The sequence below is a fragment of the Porphyromonas crevioricanis genome (assembly GCF_900476255.1).
Taxonomy (GTDB): Bacteria; Bacteroidota; Bacteroidia; order Bacteroidales; family Porphyromonadaceae; genus Porphyromonas; species Porphyromonas crevioricanis.
Window position 1 is genome coordinate 285,775 of the sequence record NZ_LS483447.1, and the last position, 26,726, is coordinate 312,500.

Here is a 26,726-nt window from a genome sequence, read left to right on the forward strand (position 1 = left end):
CTTTCTAATCTATACTCCCACGTACAATACCTCGCTTGGAAGAGCGGATAAAATCAGTGATCAAATTACGTTCAAAGCAGTCAGGCACCTCAGCCTCCACCACCTCCAACGCCTCGGTAATATTCAATCCACGCTGGTAGAGAGTACGATATATATCATTGATACAGAATATCTGCTCGTTGGTAAAGCCTCTACGCCTGAGTCCCACGATATTGATACCACAGTACGCGATAGGATCTCGACCGATAAGGGTATAAGGAGGAATATCCTTACCCACTCTCGAGCCTCCCTGTATCATTACGTGTTTGGATATGCGTGTGAACTGGTGCACCAAGGCTCCTCCGCTGATAATCGCATAGTCGTCAACCTCCACTTCTCCGGCCAACTGGGTGGCATTACCGATGATAATATGGTCTTGTAGTACACAGTCATGTGCCACATGGCTATAAGCCATAAGCATACAATGCTGACCTACAATGGTCGTTCCTCGAGAGGCTGTCCCTCTACTAATAGTAACGCATTCCCTTACCTGAGTATGGTCGCCCACGACAGCAGTAGACTCTTCTCCCACGAATTTGAGATCTTGAGGAATACCAGCTATCACAGCTCCTCCGTGTATTACACAATGCTTACCTATACGAGCACCATCGAGTATCTGTGCGTGTGGCATCACCACCGAGCCCTCTCCTATCTGTACATTTCCTTGTATATAGGCAAAGGGATGTACCGTTACATCATGGGCTATCTCAGCCTTGGGATCCACCCAGGCCAATGGACTAATAGCAGGTTGTGTCATATCGTTTATGAGGATTATTCTGTTGGATTGGTAATGATCTGTGCCATGAACTCAGCCTCGCAAACAAGCTTGTCCCCGACAAATGCCAGACCTCTCATATTGGCGACACCTCGCCTGATCGCATCGAGAAATTTGAGCTTAAAAATGAGGGTATCTCCCGGCACTACTTTTTGCCTGAATTTCACGTTGTTGATCATCATGAAATAAGTGGAATAGGAGCCTTCTTGTGGCATACTATTCAATACCAATAGTCCTCCACACTGCGCCATGGCTTCTACAATCAGTACACCCGGCATGACGGGTTCTTGTGGAAAATGCCCTTGAAAGAAAGGCTCATTGCCGGATACACTCTTGACCCCTACGATGTAGTCTACTCCAGCCTCCATTACCTTATCCACAAGCAGGAAAGGGTAACGGTGAGGCAACAGCTGTTTGATGCGATTGACATCCATCAAGGGTTCTGCATTGGGGTTATAGCTGGGAGATTGAGATTCGTTGTGTTTGATCTCCTTGCGTATCACCCGCGCCATCTTGTTGTTCACAGTATGTCCCGGGCAAACAGCTATAATATGTCCCTTGATCGGTCTGCCAATCAAAGCCAAATCGCCAATCAGATCCAACAACTTGTGGCGAGCCGGCTCATTGGGAACAATCAGAGGCTTGTTGCTCAAATAGCCTAACTCGGAGGCATCCTTTTCCGGAGCATTAACAAGAGCGCGCAGGCTGTCAAACTCGGTTTGCGGCATCTTTTCATCATAGATGACCAAAGCGTTGTCCAAATCTCCTCCCTTGATCAGCCCGGCCTCCAGCAACCCTTTTATTTCCCGTACAAAAACAAAAGTGCGGGCGGAGGCTATTTCGGTGGCAAACTCACTCAAAGAGTCGATACGAGCCGATTGATTGGGAAGTACCGATGAATTAAAATTGATTTGCACATCCAGACCAAAAGTTTCGTCCGGCAATAAGATCAATTTGCTATTCCCGTCCGGAAGAGCAAACTCCAATCGTTTCTTTACTACATAGTACTCACGGCGAGCATCCTGCTCTACCAAACCAACCCGCTGTATTTGCTCTATATAAAACTTGGAACTGCCATCCAGAATTGGGAACTCAGGAGCATCGACCTCTATAATACAGTTGTCGATCTCCGATGCATAGAGAGCTGCCATCGCATGCTCTACCGTACTTACCGAAACATCCCCTTTGCTCAGGACAGTCCCTCTATTGGTATTACTCACCAGTTCGGCCAAAGCCGGTATTTCCGGCTTTCCTTCGAGATCCGTGCGACGTATCACATAGCCTGTATATTCGGGTGCCGGAAAGAAAGTGATGTGTATCTCCAATCCGGTATGAAGCCCCTTCCCTTGGAGGCTGAATGGTGCCGCAAGTGTCTTTTGATTGTGTATCATGATTCTTTTGATTTGTCTGCTAATAATTTCTCCAGTTTATCCAATCTGCTATACATATCCGGCAAGCGTCTCAACAAAGCGGCCGAACGCAACATCTCACGAGCCGGCACTGCTGGGGAACCAAGCATCACCGAGTTGTCGGGTATATCCCCCAACACTCCAGTTTGTCCTCCCAAACTCACCTTGTCACCCACCTTGAGGTGCCCGCTTAAGCCGACCTGCCCTCCCAACTGGCACCATTGCCCCACATGAGAGGATCCTGCCATACCCACTTGTGCAGCCATCACGGTGTGACTCCCTACACTGCAGTTGTGAGCAATCTGTACCAGGTTATCCAGCTTTACTCCGGCCTCTATCTTGGTGCTACCCATAGCAGCTCTATCGATGCATGTATTGGCTCCGACTTCTACATCATCAGCGATCTCCACAATACCTAACTGAGGTATCTTGTGGTAACCGTCAGTTTGTGGAGCAAAACCAAATCCATCGGCTCCTATCACGGCTCCGGCATGCAAGATGCAACGCTCACCGATACGACAACCATGATACACGACTACGTGTGGATAAAGAATGGATCCGGCTCCGACCTCAACCCCCTCTCCAACATAGGCATGAGGGTATATGCGGCAACCCTTACCAATCTTGCTTCCCCGTCCGACATAGGCAAAAGCTCCCACATGGCAGTCTTCGGGAAGCTCTACCGAGGGATGAACAAACGCCAAAGAGTCGATACCGAACTCAGGCTTGGGCATGGCTGCATCAGCCAATTGCATTAAAGAAGCCAAAGCAGCATAGGCATCGGGTACTCGGATCAGCGTTATTCCCATCAAGGGCTGAGAAGGAGTGAAATCCTGATTAACAAGCACTGCCGAAGCCTTGCAGGTGTAGAGATATGGTTCATACTTAGGATTGGCCAAAAAAGTAAGCCCTCCGGACTTTCCCTCTTCTATCTTGCAGAAATCGGAGAGTTTGACCTCTGGATCACCCTCTACCTTACCTCCCAGCATCCCGGCTATCTGTCCGGCTGTAAATTCCACTTTCATAACAACAGAAGACTAAGAACTTAGATTATCCCCTTGGCGATGAGTGCATCCTCCATCTGATGACGCAGCTTTTCTGCTTCATCGGCGGCACGAGAGGCAAAATGCTCTGTACTGTCGGCATATATGATGCTTCGGGAAGCATTGATTAGCAAACCACAGTCTGCATTCATCCCGTTGGCTACCACCTCATCCAGACTTCCCTTCTGTGCCCCTATGCCGGGGACTAACAAGAAACTGTCGGGAACAATTGCTCTTACTCGCTTGAGCATATCGGCCTGAGTAGCTCCCACCACGTACATCAGTTGCTTGGCGTTGTCCCAAGTCTGCGATATACGTAGTACTCGCTCAAAGAGATATTCACCATCAGCCGATTGCATCAACTGAAAATCCTGAGCCCCCTTGTTGCTCGTAAGGGCAAGAAGCACAACCCACTTGTCGGTATACTGCAAGAAGGGGACAATACTGTCCTCTCCCATATAGGGAGAAGCAGTTACGGCATCCACATCCATATGCCTAAAGAAGGATTTGGCATACATATCGCTGGTATTCCCTATATCGCCGCGCTTGGCATCCGCAATAATCAAATGATTGGGATACTGCTCTTTGACATATTCTACTGTTTTGACCAAAGACTGTATTCCAAAGCTACCCATACTCTCATAGAAAGCAAGATTGGGCTTAAAAGCAACACAGGAAGAAGCCGTGGCATCCACGATAGCCTGATTGAAGGCAAAGATCGGATCATCTTCGGAGTGCAAATGCTCCGGTATCTTTTGCAAGTCTGTATCCAGCCCCACACAAAGAAATGAACGTCTCTGCCTGATACTATTGATAAGATCTTCTCGTGTCATATATTATATCCTTGAATGATTTATTTCTACTGTAAGCTCACTTCTTTGAGACGCTCGAAATTCTCAGCCATAATCAGCTGATCTAATATCGGCTGCAAGTCTCCATCGAGCACGGCGTGTAAATTGTGTGTTGTGAAGTTGATGCGATGATCAGTGATACGTCCCTGCGGAAAATTATAAGTACGAATCTTGGCTGAGCGATCGCCGGTAGAGACCATTGTTTTTCTCTTGGCTGCGACCTCATCGAGATACTTCTGGTGTTCCATATTATAAATACGAGAGCGCAGCTCGACCATCGCTTTAGCCTTATTTTTGAGCTGAGACTTCTGGTCTTGACACTGCACTGTGATTCCCGTAGGGATATGCACCAGTCTGATGGCCGAATAAGTCGTATTGACAGACTGTCCACCGGGGCCACTGGCACAAAATATATCGACCCTGATATCCGACTCCTTAAGCTCTACATCAAACTCATCCGCTTGTGGCAATACGGCCACCGTAGCTGCAGAGGTGTGGATGCGTCCCTGTGTTTCAGTCTGTGGCACACGTTGCACGCGGTGTACTCCTGATTCGTATTTCAAGATACCATAGGCTCCCGAACCACTCACGGTAAATACAATTTCTTTGTATCCTCCGGTCGTTCCTTCGCTGTAGTCGGTCACCTCTACACGCCATCCCTGCTGTTCGGCATATTTGGTGTACATACGGTAAAGCTCTCCGGCAAAAAGGGCAGCCTCATCTCCTCCGATCCCTCCACGTATCTCCATGATCGCATCTTTGTCGTCTTCAGGATCACCTGGGATCAACAAGAGCTTTATCTCTTCTTCTGTCGAGGGGATCGCCTCTATTGCCTCATCAAGCTGTATTTTGGCTATTTGTCGCAACTCTTCGTCACTCTCGGTGGCGAGGGTCTCTTCAGCCTCTTCTTTGTCGGCCAAAAGCTGCTTGTAGCGACTCCCTACAGAGGCTATACGCTCCAGCTCACTATACTCCTTGCCAAGTGCTACAAAACGCTTGCCATCGGCTATCACTTCGGGGTCTGCAATCAGAGTACTAACCTCTTGAAGTCGTAGAGCCAGCTCGTCCAGACGCTTGGTTATGTCATTGGTTACCTGTCCACTCATGGGCTGGGCCGAATTAATATCTGTATTCGCCCTCTGCTGAGCGAATGATCAGTTCATTTCCTGAGGGTGCATCTTCTACCCGGCCAACTATCTGTGCAGCTATCCCAAAACTATTGGCAATATCTATGATCGTTTGCGCTTCCGATGGCTGCACATAGTACTCCAGCCGATGCCCCATATTGAAGACCTTGTACATCTCTTGCCAAGATGTGCCGCTCTGTTTGCGTATGAGACTGAAAAGAGGTGGCACCTCAAAGAGGTTGTCTTTGACCACCCGCTTATTCCTGACAAAGTGCAGCACTTTGGTTTGTGCTCCTCCCGAACAATGCACCATTCCATGGATATACGGACGCAATTCGTCGAATACCTGCTTAGCCACCGGAGCATAGGTACGAGTGGGGGAAAGAACAAGCTGACCGGCATCAATACCAAGCCCCTCTATCTCTTGAGTGAGGGAGATATTTCCGCTATAGACAAGCTCTTGAGGAAGAGCATTATCATAGCTCTCCGGATATTTCTCAGCCAAATAGTGCGCAAACACATCATGTCGGGCTGAAGTCAGACCATTGCTCCCCATACCTCCATTGTAAGCAGACTCGTATGTGGCGTGCCCAAAAGAGGCCAATCCGACAATTACGTCACCAGCAGCGATATGGGCATTGTCTATCACATCCTTCCTTTTCATGCGACACGTGACAGTACTATCCACAATGATCGTACGCACCAAATCGCCCACATCAGCTGTCTCTCCTCCGGTAGCATATACACCGATACCCAATCCTCGCAATTGGGCCAATAGCTCTTCTGTACCGTTGATAATGGCAGCAATTACCTCCCCGGGTATGAGTCGTTTGTTTCGCCCGATAGTGGAAGAAACCAAGATATTATCTACAGCTCCAACACATATCAGGTCATCAATATTCATGATAAGGGCATCCTGAGCAATCCCTTTCCAGACACTGAGGTCTCCGGTCTCTCGCCAATACAGATAGGCCAAAGAACTTTTGGTACCAGCTCCGTCTGCATGCATGATATTGCAGTACTCGGAATCTCCTCCGAGTATATCCGGAATGATTTTGCAAAAAGCATTGGGAAAAATCCCCTTGTCTATGTTCTTGATCGCATTGTGCACATCCTCCTTAGAGGCAGACACTCCGCGCAACATATATCTTTCATCCGATTGAGTCATTTCTGTCATCTCAGTCTAAGTATATCACCCTCCTGTGGCACATACTCTCCGTCTTTGTCGTTGAGTTTGTACAAATTTTTCATTCTCATCCCGTACATCTGGGATATGCTGTGCATAGATTCTCCCACTTTCACCACATGAGTGAAGTGCGGATCCGTCGCTTTGGCATTCTTATGCTGCAGAAATACAACCATGTTGTCCGAGAGAGGAAAATCCACAGGGATATCATTGTACTTGGCTATTTTTTTCACACTAAGATCAAACTCCTCTGCTATGTCGGATAGGCTCTCTCCTCTCTTGGCCAAGACATAGAGTAGCCCATAAGAGAGGTAGGCCTGACGCACCACTCCTTCTCTCCGTCCATGTGATCGTTTGCCAGCACTACGCTCAGCTTGGTACTTGGTTTTTCCATCGAACCAAAATGGAACTTTCCCTCGGTCGAAAGTGTAGAGTTGGTAATCCTCCACCATTTTGATCAGCAAATTGGCATACCCCTTGTTCGTTGCATAGCCACAACGTTGCAATCCAACTGCCCATCCCTTATAGTCTCGGATATCCAGCCTAAAAAGAGACTGATACCGAGGTTGTTTCAGGAAGAGAGAATGATCCTCAAAAGACTCCTGATAAGAATTATAACTTCGGAAACACTCATTGGGACGATCATCGGTGCGATGAGTCTTTTTGCCCGTCCAACTACGATGACACTTGATGCCGAAATGATTGTTATGTTCCTTAGCCAATGAGCTTGTGCCAGCCCCGGTCTCGACCATTCCTTGTGCTATGGTAATACTAGCCGGTACGCCATGCTTATTCATCTGGCGAATAGCTTCATCGGCATACCGCTTGGCATAGGCCTGATATGTCGGATTGAGATGCTGTGCCGACATGGCATGGCAACCCAAAAGAATTGTCAAAAGACAGGATAGCCAAAAACGGAGGTGTATCATTTGCATATAAGCTTTTTCAAAAAAAAATACTGCGGCCAAACAAAGCCCCGCTTGCATTGGCAGGCATCGGCCACAATTCGCCTCAAAAGGCCCGAAGACAACACGGCACCCCCTCTCCATCCCTCAAAGAGAGAAACGACAGAAGTGGGCTAAGAGTACAAAGCCTCCGGATATTTCCCCTAAAAGTAGTGATAAAGGGCTAAGTGGAAAAATATTCCGGTGGAGACTTCGCCTTATTTCTGTAGAAGTCTGGCCAATTCATCGACCAACCACGAAAGCACCTCCGGGCTGATAGTCGTCCTAATCTGACCATACTCGGCAGGAGAGCCGGTGATAGCCGGCTGCATCAAGTGATTGAGACCATCGAACAATCGGACTTCTGCCTGTGGGAGTAGCTCTCTTAGCCGATCGGCATTATTAGGCAACACCTGCATATCCTTAGAACCATAGATACCCAAAACGGGACAATGGACAGCCTGCCAAGTAGCAGAAGGATCGATCCTTATGAACTCTCTAAACCAAGGAGTACAGGACTCTTCGGCAAGTTGCTGTGCCACAAGACTCTTTTGTTCCAAAGTGAGGGAACCCACATCCGCAAGATATTCCTGAACATGGTTTTTTATCATAATTCGGAGAGAATCGGTAGAGATCGTTTGGTTTTGCACCCAATCGTATATCTGCCTATTGAGCCTTTGTGTTTTTTCCAGATATTCCTCAGATCTATTCGACAGCTTGAGAGAAGCCAGTATTTGCTCTTCAATACACTGACGAAACGGGACAGTAGGGCCACCTATACTAATCACAGCCGCCACACTCTTGTCTTCGGCAGCAAGGCGAGCTGCAATATAAGCTCCTTCACTATGCCCCAAGAGCATCACATTCTCCGGATTTACGGCATCCAAGCTGCGCACATAGTTGAGCACCGACTTGGCATCGACTATCAAATCCTCCACAGAGGCCTCGTAATACTTACCAGTACTCTTGCCCACGCCACGATCGTCGTAGCGAAAAATGGTGTACCCATGGTGAGCCAATATATCTGCCAACACAGCAAAAGGCTTGTGCCCCAAGATTTCTTCGTCTCTATTTTGGGGGCCACTTCCTGTAATAAGAATAATTGTTGGCCGGTCTTTCAATACTGTATTCGGGATCGTGAGAGTACCGGCCAAGGAAATACCCTGAGGATGATCGGTCGTGAAATACTCTTGAGACGAATATGGTTCATCTCCAGAGACCTCTGTGTGAAAAACATCGGCTTTCTCTTTGCCTTCCTCTTGCGCATCTCGCCGATTCAGCTCCAAACGAGTGGAGAAACCTCCTTGAACAAAAGAACCCTCTATGCAATCTCTGTCCCGAAGAACTCCCCGGTATTCCAAAGCCAGTCCTTTGGCCACTATATGGAGAGAATCTCCCTGCACTTCAACCTCTGAAACCGGTATATCACTAACTCCCTGATCAGGGCTATCGAGACGACAATCCCATTCCCCACCAGGCAATTGTTTCAGGTGAAAAACAATCCTAAGCGACCCAACGGGCAAAGCAAGAAGTCCATTCCAGGAACCCTCCATCGAAATGGCTTGAGAAAACAAAGAAGACATGCCCGACAGTAAAAACGCAAATAACAGTATGATCTTTTTCATGAGCGTGATACTCGAATCATGAGGCCGTTGCAACCTCTTAGAATTATTGAACACTGCAAATATCGCTTTTTCGCACCGATTCTCAACTCTTGACAAAACCAGCAGAAAATGCACAAAAACAATCCTTCTCTCTCGCTTGTCTCCGTATCAATCGGACAATCCTGCCGGCAAAGAGTGTTGAGGGCTATATTTAGTACCTTTGTGCTACAACGTGGTGCAACAACATAATTATCAACTCAAAAAAATAAGTACTCATGAAAATTGCAGTAGTAGGTAACGGTGCCATGGGGCGTGGCATTGCTCAGTGTATTGCCCAGCACGGCATGGTAGTGGTAGTCAAGGGTCGTTCGGAAGAATCGCTTGCCAATGCAATAGGCTCTATCCGCAAAGGTCTAGACAAGATGGTTGCCAAAGGCAAGATGCAAGCCGAAGAGGTAGAAGCCATAATGGGACGCATTGTGCAGACTCGCAGCTACGATGATTTGTCCGAAATGGACATCGTAATAGAGGCTATTGCCGAAGACATGGAGGTAAAAAAAGAAGCTATACGCACTCTCTGCGGTGTACTGCGCCGGGATGCTATCATTGCAACTAACACCTCCTCCCTCAGTATTACGGATTTGGCGGCGGGAGCCGAAGCTCCCAGCAGAGTAATCGGGATGCACTTCTTCAACCCAGTACCAGTAATGAAGCTCGTAGAAGTTATCAGCGGAGAAGAGACTGCTCCCGAGACCTTGCAAGCTGTACTCGATCTTTGCGAAAAACTTGAAAAAACAGCCGTAAAGGTGAATGAAGCTCCTGGATTTGTGGTAAACCGTATCTTGATCCCCATGATCAACGAGGCAGTAGGTATTTTGGCCGATGGAGTTGCTTCTGCAGAAGAAATAGACGAAGCAATGAAACTCGGAGCCAATCACCCAATGGGGCCATTGACTTTGGGAGACTTTATCGGTCTAGACGTTTGCCTGGCTATCATGGAAGTTCTTTTCAACGAGTACGGAGATCCCAAGTATCGTCCGCATGTATTGCTGAAAAAGAAAGTTCGCGCAGGGCATTTGGGGCGTAAAAGCGGTATCGGCTTCTTCGACTATCGCAAATAAAGCTCCATTTAGAGGCAGAGTTAGATTAAAAACGGGCTGCAAATTGATGTTGCAGCCCGTTTTTTTATTTTTGCCTCTGTCATGAAGGGAACGATTAAGCCACTAATAAACTTTCTACCTCACCCCTCAACAGTCTATTCTGTAGAGGGAGTAGCTCCACAAAGACGGCAAAGAATGCTCAATCTCTCGTTGGAGATCCTGACCATATTCTTGTCCATCATTATTCTGGGAGCTATCTGCAGACCTATAGCTCTGTCTTGGGGAGAATGGATTGCCTCCACCTACAATATAATCAATCCGGCTGAGCAGATGTTAGGGTACAACCACAAAATTGCAGAGAAATGGCTATTGTCCGTGTTTGCCATACTAATAGCTCCAGCACTGGAAGAATTTGCATTCCGCTATGGTCTCAACCTCAAACCGACCCCTCTGGCTCTGTGCCTAAGCGGTAGTCTACTATACTGCGCTGTAGGGCCCTTGAGATTGACTCCTCTCTCTTTCCAACTCTCTTTTGCAATCCTTATCCTTGTATTAGGATTTTGTTTCTACTGGGGATTTAGGCGTAGTATGCCACAGATAGGGCGATACAAAGGAAGCATCGTGGTCTTGTTCAGTCTGCTTTTCGGGCTGGCTCACTTAGGCAATCTAGAAACTTTTGAATGGATTGGCCTACCTGTCTACCTGCTCTGTATTGCTCCTATATTCCTATTTGGATATTATCTGGCCTATATACGCATACGCCGCGGTATTGGTATGGCTATACTGCTGCACCTAATAAACAACATGGTGGCAATACTGCTAATGCGAGGTGCCAGCTGATCTGAGATAAGCCTTTTTGCGACAAAAGGCGGTGTGTCATTAATATGCAAACTGCTGTGTTACTTGCAACATTCGGCTTCGGTTACTTCTTCTAAGTATGCTCCCTTCAGCCTCGGTCTTAGTGCCTTGCGTTCTGCGCATTCTAACGCACCTAAATAGGGAGGGAGTGTCAAAATTCAGTTTAGAGTAAAGGATACTATCATTTGCATAAGAAAACCGCTACCAAAAAGGATAAAATCCTATTTGATAGCGGTTTTTTCTTGTATGATTAAGATGTCATTCGTGTCTTTTCAATAGTTGGAAAATCTATTTTCGGATTTTGACACAGCCCCCTCTTTGTTGCGTCTCCACAAAAGCAACCAGGGGAGTCTTCGATAGAAAGCCGATCAACTGCGATTAGCTCGCTTACGCTCGGTCTCGTCCAGAATGATCTTACGCATACGCATGGCATGCGGTGTCACTTCTACATATTCGTCTGCCTTGATGTATTCCAAAGCATCCTCCAAACTGAACACAATGGGGGGAGCCAAGCTAACCTTGTCGTCACTTCCCGAAGCTCGCATATTGGTGAGTTTCTTGCTCTTGCAAACATTAACGACCAAGTCTCCCTCCTTGGTGTGCTCACCTACCACTTGACCAGCATAGACTTCTTCTTGAGGGCTGATAAAGAATTTACCACGACTTTGTAGATTATTGAGGGCATAAGCATAGGCTGTCCCACTCTCCAGAGCAATGATAGAGCCATTGGCACGACGATCGAGCTCCCCTTTCCAAGGTTCAAATCCGAGGAAACGATGAGCCATAACAGCCTCTCCGGCCGAAGCCGTCAATACATTATTATTCAGACCGATAATTCCACGCGAAGGGATCTTGAACTCCAAAAATACTCGTCCCTGCTTGCTATCCATCATAGTCATCTCGCCTTTTCGCTTGGTCACCATGTCGATAATACGACTGGAGTAGTCCTCAGGCAAATTGATAGTGAGCTGCTCTATCGGTTCACAGCGTTCGCCATCTATTTCTTTGATGATCACCTGTGGCTGACCAACCTGCAATTCGTAACCCTCGCGTCTCATTGTCTCGATAAGGACAGAGAGGTGCAGCACTCCTCGACCATAAACAAGCCAGGAATCGGCAGAATCGGTAGGCTCTACACGCAATGCCAAGTTCTTATCCAGCTCACGCATCAGTCGCTCGTATATATGACGGCTGGTAACGAACTTACCGTCCTTACCATAGAAAGGAGAGTTGTTAATGGTAAAGAGCATACTCATCGTAGGCTCGTCTACTGCAATGGCTTGCAAGGCTTCCGGCTGGGCCGCATCGGCTATTGTTTCGCCAATCTCAAAACCTTCCAGACCCACCACCGCACAGATATCTCCGGAAGAGACTTCTGCTGTTTCAGCTCGTCCCAATCCTTCGAAGGTATCCAGTTCCTTAATCCGCTGCTTAACCACAGTTCCGTCTCTCTTGCACAGAGCTATTTCCTGCCCACTGCGTAATGTACCTCTATGTATACGCCCGATAGCGATGCGTCCCAAATAGCTGGAATAATCAAGCGAGGTAATCAGCATTTGCGCCGGGCCTTCCAGCTGAGACGGAGGGGGTATGTGATCCACGATAGCATCCAGCAGAGGAGCGATATTATCGGTAGGCTTGTTGTAGTCGGCACTCATCCAACCCTGTTTGGCAGAGCCGTAGATTGTAGGGAAATCCAACTGATCTTCAGTGGCATCAAGGCTGAACATCAAATCAAACACCATCTCCTGCACTTCCGACGGACGACAGTTGGGCTTGTCTACCTTATTTATTACAACGATCGGTTTCAAGCCCATTTCTATGGCTTTGTGCAACACAAATCTCGTTTGTGGCATCGGCCCCTCAAAAGCATCCACCAGCAACAGACATCCGTCTGCCATATTGAGTACTCGCTCCACTTCTCCGCCAAAGTCGGAGTGCCCCGGGGTATCTATGATGTTGATCTTGCAATCTCGATAGCGAATACTCACGTTTTTGGATAGGATCGTGATACCTCGCTCGCGCTCCAAATCATTATTGTCAAGGAAAGTGCTTACTTCGGCCGCTTTGTCGTCTCGGAAAAGTTTACCGGCCAGCAGCATTTTGTCTACCAAGGTTGTTTTGCCATGGTCTACGTGGGCGATGATAGCAATGTTTCTGATGTTTTGCATAAATGTAGGGTTGCTCTATCGACTTTTTTTCTTTGCCATTTGTTGAGCTAGTTTGTCGAGCACTCCGTTGATAAAAGCATAGCTTTTGGGGGTGGAGTAACTTTTGGCCAGTTCAATATATTCGTTAATACTAATGTGGGCCGGTATTTCGTCCATCTCGGATATTTCGACCATTGCCATTTGCATGATAAGCATGTCGATATCGGCTACACGCTCGCCATCCCAATTGATAAGGTAAGACTGCAATTTTTGCCGGTAGTCTTGTCCGTTTTCTATTGTCAGAGAAATCAGATCAATAGCGAACTGCCGATCGGAAGGGTCTTTATACATAGGTGAAATACCGCTATCCGGCCCTTCATTGTCTTTCATTTTGCGTATTGTTTTCAAGACAAAGTCTTTGGCGATCTCTACCGGTACCGTATCAGCCCTGACATATCGGTAGTTTCCCTGCGCTTTCAACTCTTCAACGGCCTCATCTATTGTTTCGATATCGGGCATCTCCTCACAGCCATATTTTTCTGTGATTTGCAATGGGTTATCCCAAAAAGGAGAGTAAGCCTCAAGCTCCTCAGCCACATCCTCGTCACAAAAGATCAAATCGCGATATACCTCTGCCCAAAATGTCGTATCGGCCTCTATCGAAGGTTCGGCAGACAGATAATTGCGATAAGCATCAGAAGCCAATAGCTTATTCAGCAGACGACGCAGCAGCGAGTCGTTTGAACGCCAATTCACCACAGCCGAAGAAGCGTACTCCTGCAGTATGGGGGACTGCCTCATCCTTACAGCCAAACTATTGTTTGCTAGACGCATATCTGGATTTTTATCCTCCTTTGTAGCCAGATGCTTATGCTTGCGTGCTTCGAGCAGTTCGCAGTGCAAATCTGTCAAATCGGAGAGTAGACCAAGAAAGTGAAGATAAAATTCGTACGTCTCTTTGAGACTTAGTTCAAGTGCTTCTACTATCGCTCGGATAGGGGCCATTTCGCGGTGTTGGTATGCATAAGCTATTTGCAGAGCCCGTGTGCGAATGATGGTTCGGTTAATCATTTTTCGTCTATGCTGTATTACGTCATGCCGCAGCCACATCGCTCGGACTGCTTCTCGGCAAATCGGCACAAAGTTAAAGCAAAAGGATTAGACTTGAGCAAGATTGAGAAAAAGAACTTCCCTGAGCTTGAAGTGTTTGTGTATCTTTGTCGGAATGAATATAATTCGAGGTTATAGCAGATCTCAAACAGCTTTACACACAATCCGAATGACAAATTCCTTTTATCTCCACGTCCGACAGGTACCCCTGGCTCTTCTCTATGTCTGCACATTCGCAGTGGCTCTACTGCTGGGTAGTTGCCAAAGCAAGAACAGCAAAAAGGTCGATGACACCGGCTCTATCGATCCACAAGACAGTGTCCGCTCAACTATTCTCTTCGATGCAGACAGTGCCTACCGCTATATTGCACATCAAGTATCGTTCGGGCCACGTGTCCCAGGGACGGAAGCATGGCAAAAATGTTCGGATTGGCTACAAGCCCAATTGGAACAATCAGGAGCAAAAGTAATTCTGCAAAAAACACAAGTAAAGAGCTTTGATGGGAAAATGTTGCCCTGCCACAATATCATAGGGGTTTACAACGAGGCTGCGACCCGTCGTATTCTGTTGGCTGCTCACTGGGATTCGCGCCCCTTTGCCGATCAGGATTCCAATACTGCCAACCACAACAAACCCATATCGGGAGCTGATGACGGAGCCAGTGGAGTAGGTGTACTACTGGAGTTGGCTCGACAATGGGGATTGGTCTCCCCTGCGATAGGCATCGACATTGTTCTTTTCGATGTAGAGGACTATGGTAGCTCCAATGAGGAAAATTCGTGGTGTCTCGGATCCGACTACTGGGCAAAAAATCCACATACAAAAGACTACAAAGCCGAATATGGCATCTTACTGGACATGGTAGGAGCCAAAGAGGCCAAATTCTATTGGGAGGGATTCTCTCGCGACTATGCCCCCATGGTAGTATCCAAAATCTGGGATAAAGCCGCAAGCCTGGGATATGGCAAATACTTTGTCCACGCCAGTGGAGGCTATCTAACAGACGATCATGTACCCGTGCAAAGACACCGCAACATACGTATAGCCAACATTGTCAACTACGATCCGGGTAGAGAAAAAGGGTTTGGTCACTATTGGCATACCATGAACGACAATATGGACATAATAGATCGGCAAACCCTCGAAGCTGTGGGTAAAACAGTGAAAGCTATAATAGATGAAGAAAAACAATAATCAGGATACCAATGGATAAGAAATCGATCAACGAAGTACAAGACGAAATAGTAGAGGAATTTGGAGCCTTCGACGATTGGATGGACAAATATGCCCTCCTGATCGATCTGGGTTCCAACCTGGAAGGACTCAAAGATGAGGAGAAGAAGCCCGAAATGCTTATCGAAGGTTGTCAAAGCCGGGTATGGATCGTAGCCGAGATGCGTGATGGTCGCTTGCACTTCCGAGCTGATAGCGATGCACTTATTGTCAAAGGACTGGTAGCACTCCTATTGAGAGTATTGGACAATCGGACAGCCAAAGAAATCGCAGAAGCAGACCTTTACTTTATACAGAAAATGGGATTAAGCGAACACTTGTCCCCCACTCGTTCCAACGGTTTGTTGGCTATGCTCAAGCAAATGAAATATTATGCTGTAGCTTTCAGCCAAGCCTAATTGACATATAGATTATCTACCTCAACTTGCCCGTCTGCACAAGACGGGCTTTTTTCGTTTTATGCCCCCTTGCACAATGTGACAATCAGCTCTTCATACAACAGCCTCAATAGAGATTTTATGCGTTATACCACCATGTTTACCCCTGTTTATTTTTGCATTTATCTGTTTCTGTTTTATTCCGTTTTTCTGCTCAAATCATGGCCTTTTTAGTTGCTTTTTCTCACCTCTTTTTGATGCTGAGCGGAGTCGTTTTTTGCTAACACGGGAGAAAAAGAAAATTCTCTCCTCAGAAAAATATTATTCTCTCCTGTGTTAGCAAAATTTCTCTCAGGAGAGAATTTTGCCCTTTCAGAACACCGATGAATAGGGAATTTTGAGAGTCCTATAAGATTCCTACGAAGGGAAGGAATATTCATCTGTCTATGTGGCTTATTTTCCTCCATTTTTCCGCAATCCATTTTTTACAAAACATATAAACTTAAGCAATAGTCCAGTTCACTAAATCGACGGCAAATCCATCTTCTTTTAGGAGACAGCCGTACCCTACCCAACAAGTTTTTTCAGGCCAGTCATTGATTTTTCTACCAACATTCATTCCCTGACGAAAAGGAAAACGGCCCAAGGAATTACTCATCCCTTGAGCCGTCGCTTCAGCCTTATGAACAACAAGGATGTTGTTGCCTATGTCAATCCGGTGTAGAAAGCCCCAGATCCTCCCGAGAGAAAAATCTCCAAACAAATTGGAAGGGAGGGATAATAGTCCGATAGGGGACATTGACTCACCTCTTGATGATAACACGCACCTCCTTACCGATACGCAAGATGTACTCTCCAGCTGGGAAATCGACAAGATATACTCGAGCCTCTCCATCAAGATTTGTCCGTCCGGAGTAAATGGCAGCTCCTGTCGGGCTTATCAACTGAATAAGCGTATTCGGAGCAGCTCCCTCAATGGTAACATCACTTCCCGTCGGATTGGGATAGCAACGCAATCTTCCTTCGGACAAAGAATTCACAGAGCGAGTATTCTTATTCTCTCCCCCTACATAAAGCTGCGCATCCTGCTCACCTCCGTTATAGTTATAGACCTGCCATCCTTTGGCTTTGGCTCTGGCAACCTGTTCGGACAGACACTCGTTGCCTTCGTTCGGGAACGACTCGTCTACCACAATCAACTGAGCCTGATCCTCGGCAGTCCGAACAGGAAGGCTGCTGATAAGCCGATCCATGTCATTGCCGGCAATTTGATTGCGACACACATTCACGAAACGGAGCTTCGGACAATTTGTAAAGTCCAGTTGGGAAAGTTTGTTACCTTCGCAACTAAGCTTCGTAAGCAACTGATTACCACTCAAATCCAAACGATCCAAGTCGTTCTGTGCACAATTCAAATCAATCAAAAGTCTGGCATGGGTAACATTCAGGCTATTGGCCTGAACAGAGGGGCAAGCAAACTTTTCGATCATAGCACTGATGCGTATGACATTCTCCTCGGCATCGATAATCATTTGGTCATAATGGACTTCCCTAATCTTTCCACCCTGCACTTCTGGCATAACGGTAGCCATATTCTGCCCAATCGTGAGGTTGAGAGGGCCGGTAAATGCACGACCGATCTCGATGTAATCTTCATAGGGTTGTGCTTCCTGGAAAACAACTCGCACCTCTGTATCTTCGTTCACAGCAAAGGAGCAGATACGGGTAATATTTTCATTTCCGGCATACACAGCAGATAACCGGTATCCCAAGGCAGGTTTACACTTAACCTTCAATTGTGTTTGGGCAGGTACTCTGGTCAAATCCTCCGCGCCCTCTATGAAGACCTCCCCCTTACCTTCTATCGGAAGCAGGGAAACAGAATAAATTCCGGCAAGTTTGAAAGTAGCCTCCACTCTCGTTGGCTCGGAAATATAGAAAACAGGATACCTCTTGATATCCTTTCCGTTGGCTGTCAACTCCGACAATTCGTACCCCTGCTCAGCTTCGGTATGCACCACAACCGCATCGTCTTTTTGAATCCTTGAAGGATCCGGGTTGTCTATCCAAACACGTCCATGCTCGGTAGGTGCAATCGTCACAGGGAAGTAAATAGGGTCATTGCCTGCATAGGGGACTCCATCTCCATTGTTTTCACCAGCCAAATAGTCTTTCACAATCCAACCCAAACTCCGGGCAAGAACAACATCATTCTTGAAGCAAGTATTTTCTTTATCCGGAAGAGGGGACAGACTGTTTACAGCTAAGAGCACACCCGGAGTAGAGCGAGCAGGCAAATGCCTAATCAGGTTAGTCATAAAGTCGCCCCTAATCCAATTCTCATAGCAGTCTATACGCTGTAAGTTCGGGCTGTTCACAATCTCAAGCTCCAACAAATAATTTCGTTGGCAAAAGAGATGGGTAAGAGCTGACTGATTGACGATTACCAATGATTTGAGTTGATTGCCAGAACAGTCTATACGTATCAATTGGTCGCCCCCGATGGCCTCAAGAGTGGATAAATTGTTGCCTTTGCAGTCCAAAGCCGTAATATCGCCTCGAATAACGACCTTGTCTTCTGTAAGGGTATAAGTTCTCCGTCCCGTGTACGGAGCATCTTCCAGCACACCTTCCACAACAAATTCGCCCTCGGTACCTGAAATATCAAGGACAATCTGCTCTCCAGCAGCACGATGGAAGGTCATCTTAATTGTCTTATCCTCTGTCATGGGCAAATCATCGGGATACTCATCAGAGATACTCCGAATCTCTTCGTTGCCTGCCAGACCGGCGTAGTCCTCTGCATGAGCCCGAGTGGGGATGAGCAACGCACCTCCCAGCGGCTGCCCCAGACACAGAAGCAACATAAGATACAAAGTGGAACGACCGAGCACGCCCTTGGGCTGAGGGCGAAGGTTCTTAAATTGGTTGTAAAGTTCCATAGCTTTTCTCTTCCTGTCAATTTGGTCGAGGATTCTCTTTTCTTAACGCAAGTATCAATATCCGAGAGGAGGAATCCCTTACCCTCTCAAGGGATAAAGATGCAGGATAGGTGCAAAAACGACACCTCCCTCGCAGTGAAGATATCGAATTAAGTCGAATATACAAGAATACATTCCGAAAACATCCTTTCTTTTGACTGAAAGCTTTATTGCTTTTGTGGAAAAATCAAATCAAGCTCCGAAGCCTTCATTTGCGAAAGAAGAGAAGAGAGAAAGGAAGAGAGGAGAGAGAGGAAAGAACTGAACCACTGCGAACAATATCAAAACTCTCTATCCGAATTGAAACCTGTTGCATGGTCTTAAGACAAGGGGAGATAGAAGTCTATAGAAATGGTTGATCAAGCCTGATTGGGACTGTTGCCCCACATGTTCTCCGGTTGGAGATAACAATGTAGCAATCCTTATTTTGCAATAGATCTTTCGTAAGCAAGGATAGATTGCTTAATATCTGTGCCATAGTAATACCCTCCTATCGACCCATCGCTACGCACAACTCTATGGCATGGGACAATCGGAGCAAGAGGATTTCGCCCTATGGCAGAAGCGACAGCTCGCACCGCCCGAGGCCGTCCAATAAACTCAGCAATGGCTGAGTAACTGCAACAACAACCAATCGGGATACGACAGAGAGCCGACCAAACCTGTTGCTCCAAAAGGCTGGCTGTGCTCATCGGTTCGAATAGCGGAACAATTTTCTTAGGCTGGGTCAACCTCTCGTTTCTCTCCTTGTCTCCATAATAAAAAAGCCCCATTGTCTCTTGCGGAAAATCCGCGAGAGACAATGGGGTACCCTCGACATCATCCTTCACTGACAAAGATGGACCAAGTAGTTTTATACCGCTGATAAGAATATGTTCCAGACTCTGTTTCTCTCCTCTCTCCAAACTATAGACCTGCCAATCAAAACCTGCATACCTCAATACACCGGCCGGGAATTCACCCGGTTTCTCTACCCCTCTTTCCGAGTTTCGGAATACAATATGACAAATCGGAGGGCAGGTGGCCAAATCTTTTGCAGACAGCAAAGTCACGGATCGCATCCGAGATTATTTGTTCCCGGCCGACACTCCTCGAGAAGCACGTCCATGGCTGGTTGTTGTATTATCTACCGTTACCCCCTTCAGCTCGGCCAACTCTTCAAGAGGAGTCTCTCGATGCTCAAGGAATAGTTGATGGTTATCTGCACACAACACAGTCTGTATTCTTGAGAGCAAAACCTTCTGCCCCTCTTTGAGAGAAGAGGTCAAGAGAGCTGCGCTCTTTTTCAGTGGAGCAAAGATCTTAAATATCTCCTGTCGTCCTTCTTCCGTAATACTCACATCCATAGAACGGCGATCGGTACGGCTGGCTTGCTGAGACACCAGACCTTTCTTTATTAAACGCTGTATTACCTCTGCTCCAGATGTCTTCTCCATTGCATTAGCATTATTCAGCTCCGTCTTAGTCATCACCCCTCCCGTGAGCAAGGTGGCCAGATAAGTATATTCCTCCAAAGTTTGCAATTTGCTGTCCTGCATGGCTCGTTTCACATAGGAGCGAGAATATCTATATATCAGGGCAAAATCTCTCGCTATGTTTATGTCCAACCGATCGGGCTGTTCCGGAGCCTTGTCTCCTGCAATAGAACGAGTACGCACAGAGAGGAAAGCTGCAAAAGAAGAGGGAGTGAGGCAGTCTCCAAGGCCCATTACATCGGCATACTCTTCTATCTCGTCTATCAAGTATTTGAGTAGTTCTGTCTTGTTCATTTTGTCTAAACTTTAATTAAGGGGCAATTCTACCAATAGACCATTTCCCATCGGCCTGCAGCTCATACAAAAAACGATCATGCAACCGGCTCTCTCTCCCCTGCCAAAACTCGATGCGTACCGGCTTAACAGCAAAACCTCCCCAATGATCGGGTCTCGGCACCTCTCGGCCAACATATTTAAGAGACTCCTTGGCAAACTGGGCTACAATAAAACTCCGCCCCGGTATAGGGCGACTTTGGGGTGAAATTCGAGCTCCTATCCTACTTTTGTATGGGCGCTGCCTAAAGTAAGCATCGCTCAATTCCGGTTCTAAATGACGTACGGTGCCTTCCACATGGATCTGCCGCTCCAGCTCGTGCCACAGAAAAGTGAGAGAAACATGAGGATTAGCCGCCATTTGTCGTCCCTTGCGACTCTCATAGTTGCTATAAAAAATAAACTCTCCGTTAATAAACTCTTTGAGCAACACTGTGCGTGCACTCGGATGTCCATCCAAAGTCGATGTGCAAACGATCACAGCAGTAGGCTCATAGGTACGCGCATCGAGAGCATCTTGCAGCCACGCAATAACTTTCTCAAACGGATCTTCCGGCATCTGAGAGCGAGTTAGCTGTTGACTCTTATACTCACGGCGAATATCTTCAAAGTGTAACTCTTTCATCGTATTACCTAAATATCGATCGCAAAGGCAAAGTTACAAGTTATTCTTAATGCAGCACGATTTATCTAAAGAAAAGAGAATAAAAGACCGATCTTGCCAATTATAAACCCTCATTACAGCACATCCGATATGTTTTCCAAAGTCTTTTCTGGCAAAGAAATAGCACAAAACAGCCAGAAGTGTGGAGTTTCTCTCACCACACCTACCCCAAAAACTTCCCCAACAGTTGACTTCGGAGAGGATAATAAAGAATGAAGGAATTAGAAACTTACCTCCTGCTCTCTGATATTGGTAGCATTGACTGTCATCTTCATTCCCACAAAAGATCCTTCATCCAATCGCGAAGCATTGCCAGCCAAATTGGGAACCACAGCCATACCCGGGCCGGATATTTTATTGACTTTGATACGGTATTCGTTGTTTCGCACAATCCCATAGCGACCATAAGATCTCTTACCGGGAGCCTGTTCATCCCCGAAATGACGAATATAAACAAGGTAGTAGTTGGCCGCCTTGTGGTAATAGCGGATACCCTCCTGCTCAAATGCACATGTATAATCGAATTCTCTTGAGGCACGTACCTTACGGATAGCCTCTGCCAGACCGGGAACCGGAATGGATTTGCCCTTCTCGACTTTCTCTACATAAGACTTGAACTCTGACAATAACATACAACGGGAACCAAAGCCTACCCAACTATAATCTCCTCCGGGAGTAAAAGACAACGAAGCGGGAAGATAGTGGTAGCGAATGAGGGCAAACGGTGTACCTCCTCTAAAGTAAGCATCCGGTTTCATCGTACTTTCTCTGCTATAAGCCAAGAGAGAGAGGTCGAAACGCTTACTCAAATCGGGCTGAACATCCGGGGCATACAAACCCTTGGCCATTGATTCAGTAGGGATAAACCCAAAACTATCGGACAAAGGGGCTCCTTCCATGCTGCCATCATCAAAGCCGGGGCAGCGAGCATAGCGACGCTGCGGATCGGATTGGTCTCCTGCCTCCTCTTTTGTTTCTCCTCCATCCAGCTTGTCCGGCATACGCATAGGATAAATTTTCTTGTACAAACCGGAAATCATATAGCAAGATCTGTATTCCGAACCATCCTCCTTTATGCTACCACCTTCTATCTGAGGTTTTCCATAAACAACAACTCTAGCCAATACTGGCTCAAGTCTGATATTCACAGTCTGCTCACCGGTTCCTTCTCTTGTCTGAACAAACTGCTCCGGCAAGACCTCTACCGGCCCCTGATCGTTGAGCATAGGGATAGCCAGCAAACGAGAAATATCTTTCTTGTCCGTATATGCCAACTTATCAACCGTGACACCGGACATAGGCTCTGATGTCAAAGCACTCAGAGGACTACCAAGAGTCAGCATTGCCTCATACTTAGGCACCGGATTGGCTATTGCCACCACCTTGTATCTACCTTTCGGGATAGCTACAGTCACAGAGGGTAATTCGGCTGGGGACAGCTCCTTAAGAAACTCCAACTTGCCTGTATTGGCATCGAAAAAAGCAATGCTCAAAGACAAAATTTTCTGCATAGGATCCTCTGGATCTGAACGGAGCGGAGAAAGATTCGACCCTATTTCCAAATGGAGATAACTCTCATCCTCATAGAAAAAATCGCTTGGCACATCCTTACTGCACCCCATGGCCAGAACAAAGACAACCGGCAAAAGCCAAATACGAAACAAAGACAGTCTCATTTTACAAGATGATAAATAGAAAAAAAAATAAAAGGACGGAATATCCATAAAGACACTCCGCCCTTTTCCTCGTTTATTTATTTACAGATTTACAAAAACGCTTGCGATACTCTTCCTCCAGCCAAGGCCTAAACTTGGGATGAGCAATAGAAATCAAAAGCTCAGCTCGCTCGCGTAGACTCCGACCTCTCAGACGTACAGCACCATATTCGGTAGCTACATAATCTATCTCCATCCGCCCACTGGTGACAGTAGCACCCTCTTTCAGTATAGGGACGATACGTGACTGCTCTCCTGCTTTAGCCGTGGAAGGGAAAGCCATAATGGAGATACCTCCTTTTGAGTACCTGGCTCCACGAAGGAAATCAACCTGCCCACCAGTACCACTAAACTGTTCATACCCGATTGACTCCGATGCAGCCTGCCCTGTCAAATCCATTTCTATACAAGAATTGATAGAAACCAGGCGATCATTCTTGGCTATCACATAGGGGTTATTGACATAATTCACCGGATAACACTCGATCATGTCATTATGGTCAACAAAACGATACAGCTCTTCACTTCCCATGATAATTGAAGTGACAACCTTCCCCGGATGAAGTGTTTTTGCCTTGCCATTGATCAAACCCGAACGAATGGCATGCATCACTCCATCGGTAAACATCTCGGTATGTATGCCGATATCTTTTTTCCCATCCAAACTGCTCAACACCGCATCGGGAATTCCTCCAATACCTAACTGCAGAGTTGCCCCATCCTGAATCAACTCGGCACAATGCTTGCCTATTTGCATCTCTATTTCCCCTACCGGAGGATTGATTACCTCTACTACAGGCTGATCGATAGGGATCATATAGTCTATCTCCTCCAAGGAGATTAAGTTGTCCCCCCCTATATACGGCATCTGAGGATTGATCTCTGCTACCACGACTTTGGCAGCCATGGCTGCGGGCTTGGTATAGTCGGCAGATACCCCAAAGGAACAACGACCTTCGGCATCGGGTTCCGAAACTTGTACGACAGCAACATCCACAGGATAAAAGCCCTGAGAGAAAAGCTCGGGTACTTCGTGAAAATGACAAGGAACAAAGTCCACTCGACGATCCCGGTAGGCAGAACGGGAGTTACCCTCCAAGAAGTTGAGAAAGCCCCTCACATGTCCCTCCATCTCAGGCATCAAATGCCAAGCCTTTCCGAAATAAAGCATGTGAAAAACGGTTATATCCCGCAGGCTCTCGCGATTGCGAAACATCGCCTCTGCAAAGTGCTGTGGAGCAGCAGCAGCATGGCCGAATACGACACGTGCTCCTGGTTGAAGACTACGAACAACAACTTCGTCAGTGGATACGATACGATCCTTATACTTCTCTTGCCAATTCATTTTTTATTTACTCGTTTATTGTTCTAATATATCTAATCATGATGATAAGGCTCCCCCCGAAGAATGGTAAAAGCCCTGTATAGTTGCTCTACGACAAAAAGACGTACCATTTGGTGGGAAAAGGTGAGTCGGCTCAATGACAACTGCATATCCGCCCTCCGATACAAATCAGCAGAAAATCCATAAGGTCCACCAATGATGTAAACGATACGCTTAGTGCTGTTCAGCATATGTTGCTCAAGGGAGGAGGCCCACTCTCGACTCGAAAGGGCCTTACCTCGCTCATCCAGCAAGACAACATGATCTCCAGGATGGAGCCGTTTCAGGATTTCCTCTCCTTCCTGCTGCTTCTGTACCTCTACTCCTCGGGACTTAGCAAGTTTCACATCCGGTATCACTTGCAATTCAAAAGGGATATAATGACGTAAACGGCTTGTATAACAGGAGATAAGGGTATCCAACTCTCCCTGGTCTGTTTTCCCGACCACTATAAGAACAATCTGCATTGCTATCGAAGAACTTCCCGAAGCATTCCAAAATTACAAGAAGAGACTATCGTATGAACTCCCCCTAAAGACACCTGCACAGATCTCGCCAAATCTTTCGGAATACAATAGCTGTAAGGTCTTGAGACAAGAAGTAAAGGGAGCGTACCTTAGTATACGCCCCAATTAAAATGTCTGAAATAACACAGCGAGGGCTGTATTACACAATGACCTCACATGAGAGAGTTTTGACACAAGGCAAAGTCTCAATACAAAACAACAAGCTGTAATATCGACACCAACCTTGGTATATCAGTCAGAGGGAGCCTTGGAGAAACTGTTAAAAGGGCAAATCACTCCCCATATCCGAAGAATCCGGAAGAGAAGTGGGTGATTGTACTTGCTCGGCACCGGCTATCTGCGTAGCAGGGCTTGGCATGGGAGCTGCATAGCCGGCAACAGGGGCTGCAGCATAAGGTTGTTCATTAGAAATCCCTCGGTCTACTCGCCAAGCTCTCACATCTGTATACCAACGGCCATTGTACTCACGACTCTCTATATCTACTTGTACTGTGATCAATTCACCCATCTGTATATTGAACTGCTTGATACGGTCGCCCCAAAGGTTGAAACAAATCTTCTTGGGATATTCGCTATCCACAGTCTCTATCACATACTCTTGCTTGCTCCATTCCTTTCCCGAGGCTTGTCCCTTACCGGACATCAAAGGAAGCACAGCTATCACTTTTCCCTTTATTTCCATCTCAATTCCTGTATTTCTTTTTAAGTAAGTGGTTAATTATCGTGCTGTGAAGCCTATTATCTGCCGAACCTCCCGAAGGGTAGCAGCAGCACTCTCTCTGGCTTTCTCAGCTCCCATCCTCACAACCCTATCCAGATAAGCCGTATCGGCCGCTATGTCCACTATCCGCTCTCGGATAGGAGCGCAGTAGGTATTGATGTCGGCGGAGAGCTGCTTTTTCATATCTCCATAACGGATCTCACAATTGTTGTAAGCCGCATCGAAATACTTGTAGACTTCTTCCGAAGAAACCAATTCCATCAGTTTGAAAAGATTGGCAATTGGCTCGGGTTTAGCACTATTTGGCTCGGTAGGCCCAGAATCAGTCACCGCTTTCATCACTTTCTTGTGTATTTCTTTCTCTGTATCAGAGAGATAAATAGCATTCCCTTCACTCTTACCCATTTTGCCACTACCATCCAAGCCCGGTACCTTGACCGCTTCACGCCCTAAACTGAAAGAAGCCGGCTCAGGAAAAAAATCCACCCCATAGATTGTATTAAATCTACGAGCAAACTTCCGAGCCATCTCCATATTCTGTTCCTGATCCTTTCCTACTGGCACTTTCTCCGCACGATGTATCAAAATATCCGCTGCCATAAGCGTAGGATAAGTCAGCAAACCTGCATTGACATTTTCAGGCTGCTTACGAGCTTTTTCCTTGAAAGTAGTCGTGCGCTCCAGCTCTCCCAAATAGGCATTCATATTCAAGTAGAGATAAAGCTCCAAGACTTCCGGCACATCGCTCTGAACATAAATGGTAGACTTCTCAGGATCTATACCAACGGCCAAATACTCCGCTAATATGGAACGAACATTACGAACTATATTTTCCGGACGAGGATGAGTTGTGAGTGAATGCCAATCTGCAATGAAAAACTTACAATCATAGCTCTGCTGCATTTCCAAAAAAGATCGCAAAGCCCCAAAATAATTACCTAAATGGAGATTACCTGTCGGCCGAATCCCACTTACCACTATCCCCATATATCTCTGAACTATTTCGTTACAAAACTGATATAAATGCCTCTCCAAACAAGAAAGGCCGTTGAGCCGGACAATATCTACTACAATGGCAGAACAAAAGGCCGAGCAGACAAATCCACAGCTCCGCAAAAG

Annotated in this window: 24 protein-coding genes; 4 read left to right on the forward strand and 20 right to left on the reverse strand. The window is 46.7% G+C overall.

Features of this window, described 5'->3' with window-relative positions; translation table 11 throughout:
* Positions 1-4: 4 nt before the first annotated feature.
* From lpxA to DQN70_RS01400, 8 genes are all read right to left on the reverse strand, one after another.
* Positions 5-796, reverse strand: a complete 792-nt coding sequence (gene lpxA / locus DQN70_RS01365) for an acyl-ACP--UDP-N-acetylglucosamine O-acyltransferase (RefSeq protein WP_023937231.1) — start codon at positions 794-796, stop codon at positions 5-7.
* A 14-nt stretch (positions 797-810) separates the two neighbouring features.
* Entirely contained in the window at positions 811-2,202 is a 1,392-nt protein-coding gene (locus tag DQN70_RS01370) for a bifunctional UDP-3-O-[3-hydroxymyristoyl] N-acetylglucosamine deacetylase/3-hydroxyacyl-ACP dehydratase (protein ID WP_111759375.1), read from the reverse strand.
* Positions 2,202-3,242, reverse strand: coding sequence for a UDP-3-O-(3-hydroxymyristoyl)glucosamine N-acyltransferase (gene lpxD / locus DQN70_RS01375; RefSeq protein WP_036888619.1), 1,041 nt, complete (start codon positions 3,240-3,242; stop codon positions 2,202-2,204). The genes DQN70_RS01370 and lpxD overlap by 1 nt, the downstream gene beginning before the upstream one ends.
* A gap of 26 nt (positions 3,243-3,268) precedes the next feature.
* A complete protein-coding gene (pyrF, locus tag DQN70_RS01380; RefSeq protein ID WP_023937236.1) occupies positions 3,269-4,099 on the reverse strand; it encodes an orotidine-5'-phosphate decarboxylase in 831 nt (276 codons plus the stop codon).
* A 26-nt stretch (positions 4,100-4,125) separates the two neighbouring features.
* Positions 4,126-5,223 (reverse strand): peptide chain release factor 1, encoded by a 1,098-nt coding sequence (gene prfA / locus DQN70_RS01385; protein ID WP_023937238.1) that lies wholly within the window; start codon positions 5,221-5,223, stop codon positions 4,126-4,128.
* A 13-nt stretch (positions 5,224-5,236) separates the two neighbouring features.
* Positions 5,237-6,412 carry an AIR synthase related protein gene (locus DQN70_RS01390; RefSeq protein WP_042225576.1) on the reverse strand — a complete coding sequence of 392 codons (1,176 nt, stop codon included), beginning with the start codon at positions 6,410-6,412 and terminating at the stop codon, positions 5,237-5,239.
* A gap of 5 nt (positions 6,413-6,417) precedes the next feature.
* Positions 6,418-7,356, reverse strand: a complete 939-nt coding sequence (locus tag DQN70_RS01395; RefSeq protein ID WP_394341829.1) for a glucosaminidase domain-containing protein — start codon at positions 7,354-7,356, stop codon at positions 6,418-6,420.
* Between the two features lie 236 nt (positions 7,357-7,592).
* On the reverse strand, positions 7,593-8,999 hold the full coding sequence (locus DQN70_RS01400; protein WP_081711872.1) for an alpha/beta hydrolase family protein: 1,407 nt from the start codon (positions 8,997-8,999) through the stop codon (positions 7,593-7,595).
* A 254-nt stretch (positions 9,000-9,253) separates the two neighbouring features.
* Here DQN70_RS01400 and DQN70_RS01405 point away from each other — a divergent pair, with 254 nt between their 5' ends.
* Both DQN70_RS01405 and DQN70_RS01410 read left to right on the forward strand, forming a co-directional pair.
* Positions 9,254-10,099, forward strand: a complete 846-nt coding sequence (locus DQN70_RS01405; RefSeq protein WP_023939226.1) for a 3-hydroxyacyl-CoA dehydrogenase NAD-binding domain-containing protein — start codon at positions 9,254-9,256, stop codon at positions 10,097-10,099.
* 81 nt (positions 10,100-10,180) lie between these two features.
* On the forward strand, positions 10,181-10,918 hold the full coding sequence (locus DQN70_RS01410) for a CPBP family glutamic-type intramembrane protease (RefSeq protein WP_023939224.1): 738 nt from the start codon (positions 10,181-10,183) through the stop codon (positions 10,916-10,918).
* 386 nt (positions 10,919-11,304) lie between these two features.
* Here the strand turns inward: DQN70_RS01410 and typA are convergent, their stop codons facing one another.
* Together typA and nusB are read right to left on the reverse strand one after the other, a co-directional pair.
* Positions 11,305-13,107 carry a translational GTPase TypA gene (gene typA / locus DQN70_RS01415; RefSeq protein WP_023937254.1) on the reverse strand — a complete coding sequence of 601 codons (1,803 nt, stop codon included), beginning with the start codon at positions 13,105-13,107 and terminating at the stop codon, positions 11,305-11,307.
* 15 nt (positions 13,108-13,122) lie between these two features.
* Positions 13,123-14,196: a transcription antitermination factor NusB gene (nusB, locus tag DQN70_RS01420; RefSeq protein ID WP_078801715.1), complete on the reverse strand. Its 1,074-nt coding sequence runs from the start codon at positions 14,194-14,196 to the stop codon at positions 13,123-13,125.
* 169 nt (positions 14,197-14,365) lie between these two features.
* Between nusB and DQN70_RS01425 the strand changes: the two genes are divergently transcribed.
* Together DQN70_RS01425 and DQN70_RS01430 are read left to right on the forward strand one after the other, a co-directional pair.
* Positions 14,366-15,391 carry a M28 family peptidase gene (locus DQN70_RS01425; RefSeq protein WP_042120226.1) on the forward strand — a complete coding sequence of 342 codons (1,026 nt, stop codon included), beginning with the start codon at positions 14,366-14,368 and terminating at the stop codon, positions 15,389-15,391.
* A gap of 11 nt (positions 15,392-15,402) precedes the next feature.
* Positions 15,403-15,828, forward strand: coding sequence for a SufE family protein (locus DQN70_RS01430; RefSeq protein ID WP_023939221.1), 426 nt, complete (start codon positions 15,403-15,405; stop codon positions 15,826-15,828).
* 481 nt (positions 15,829-16,309) lie between these two features.
* On the opposite strand, the gene DQN70_RS01440 is transcribed toward DQN70_RS01430, so the two are convergent.
* The 10 genes from DQN70_RS01440 to trpS form a co-directional block, all read right to left on the reverse strand.
* The gene (locus DQN70_RS01440; RefSeq protein WP_023937264.1) at positions 16,310-16,606 is read right to left on the reverse strand and encodes a hypothetical protein; all 297 of its coding nucleotides are present in this window, start codon (positions 16,604-16,606) and stop codon (positions 16,310-16,312) included.
* 4 nt (positions 16,607-16,610) lie between these two features.
* Complete coding sequence (locus DQN70_RS01445; protein WP_023939219.1) at positions 16,611-18,749, reverse strand: T9SS type A sorting domain-containing protein; 2,139 nt, start codon at positions 18,747-18,749, stop codon at positions 16,611-16,613.
* 461 nt (positions 18,750-19,210) lie between these two features.
* Positions 19,211-19,849, reverse strand: coding sequence for a methylated-DNA--[protein]-cysteine S-methyltransferase (locus DQN70_RS01450; protein ID WP_023937267.1), 639 nt, complete (start codon positions 19,847-19,849; stop codon positions 19,211-19,213).
* A gap of 6 nt (positions 19,850-19,855) precedes the next feature.
* A complete protein-coding gene (locus DQN70_RS01455) occupies positions 19,856-20,557 on the reverse strand; it encodes a MarR family winged helix-turn-helix transcriptional regulator (protein WP_023937268.1) in 702 nt (233 codons plus the stop codon).
* A 16-nt stretch (positions 20,558-20,573) separates the two neighbouring features.
* Positions 20,574-21,221, reverse strand: coding sequence for a pyridoxamine 5'-phosphate oxidase (gene pdxH / locus DQN70_RS01460; protein WP_023937269.1), 648 nt, complete (start codon positions 21,219-21,221; stop codon positions 20,574-20,576).
* Between the two features lie 260 nt (positions 21,222-21,481).
* Positions 21,482-22,936 carry a fimbria major subunit gene (locus DQN70_RS01465; protein ID WP_023939217.1) on the reverse strand — a complete coding sequence of 485 codons (1,455 nt, stop codon included), beginning with the start codon at positions 22,934-22,936 and terminating at the stop codon, positions 21,482-21,484.
* A gap of 73 nt (positions 22,937-23,009) precedes the next feature.
* On the reverse strand, positions 23,010-24,320 hold the full coding sequence (locus DQN70_RS01470) for an acetyl-CoA hydrolase/transferase family protein (RefSeq protein ID WP_023939216.1): 1,311 nt from the start codon (positions 24,318-24,320) through the stop codon (positions 23,010-23,012).
* 32 nt (positions 24,321-24,352) lie between these two features.
* Complete coding sequence (gene rlmH, locus DQN70_RS01475) at positions 24,353-24,826, reverse strand: 23S rRNA (pseudouridine(1915)-N(3))-methyltransferase RlmH (RefSeq protein WP_036888611.1); 474 nt, start codon at positions 24,824-24,826, stop codon at positions 24,353-24,355.
* A 319-nt stretch (positions 24,827-25,145) separates the two neighbouring features.
* Entirely contained in the window at positions 25,146-25,568 is a 423-nt protein-coding gene (locus DQN70_RS01480; protein WP_023937274.1) for a DUF3127 domain-containing protein, read from the reverse strand.
* 36 nt (positions 25,569-25,604) lie between these two features.
* Complete coding sequence (trpS, locus tag DQN70_RS01485; RefSeq protein ID WP_023937276.1) at positions 25,605-26,594, reverse strand: tryptophan--tRNA ligase; 990 nt, start codon at positions 26,592-26,594, stop codon at positions 25,605-25,607.
* Positions 26,595-26,726 lie beyond the last annotated feature (132 nt).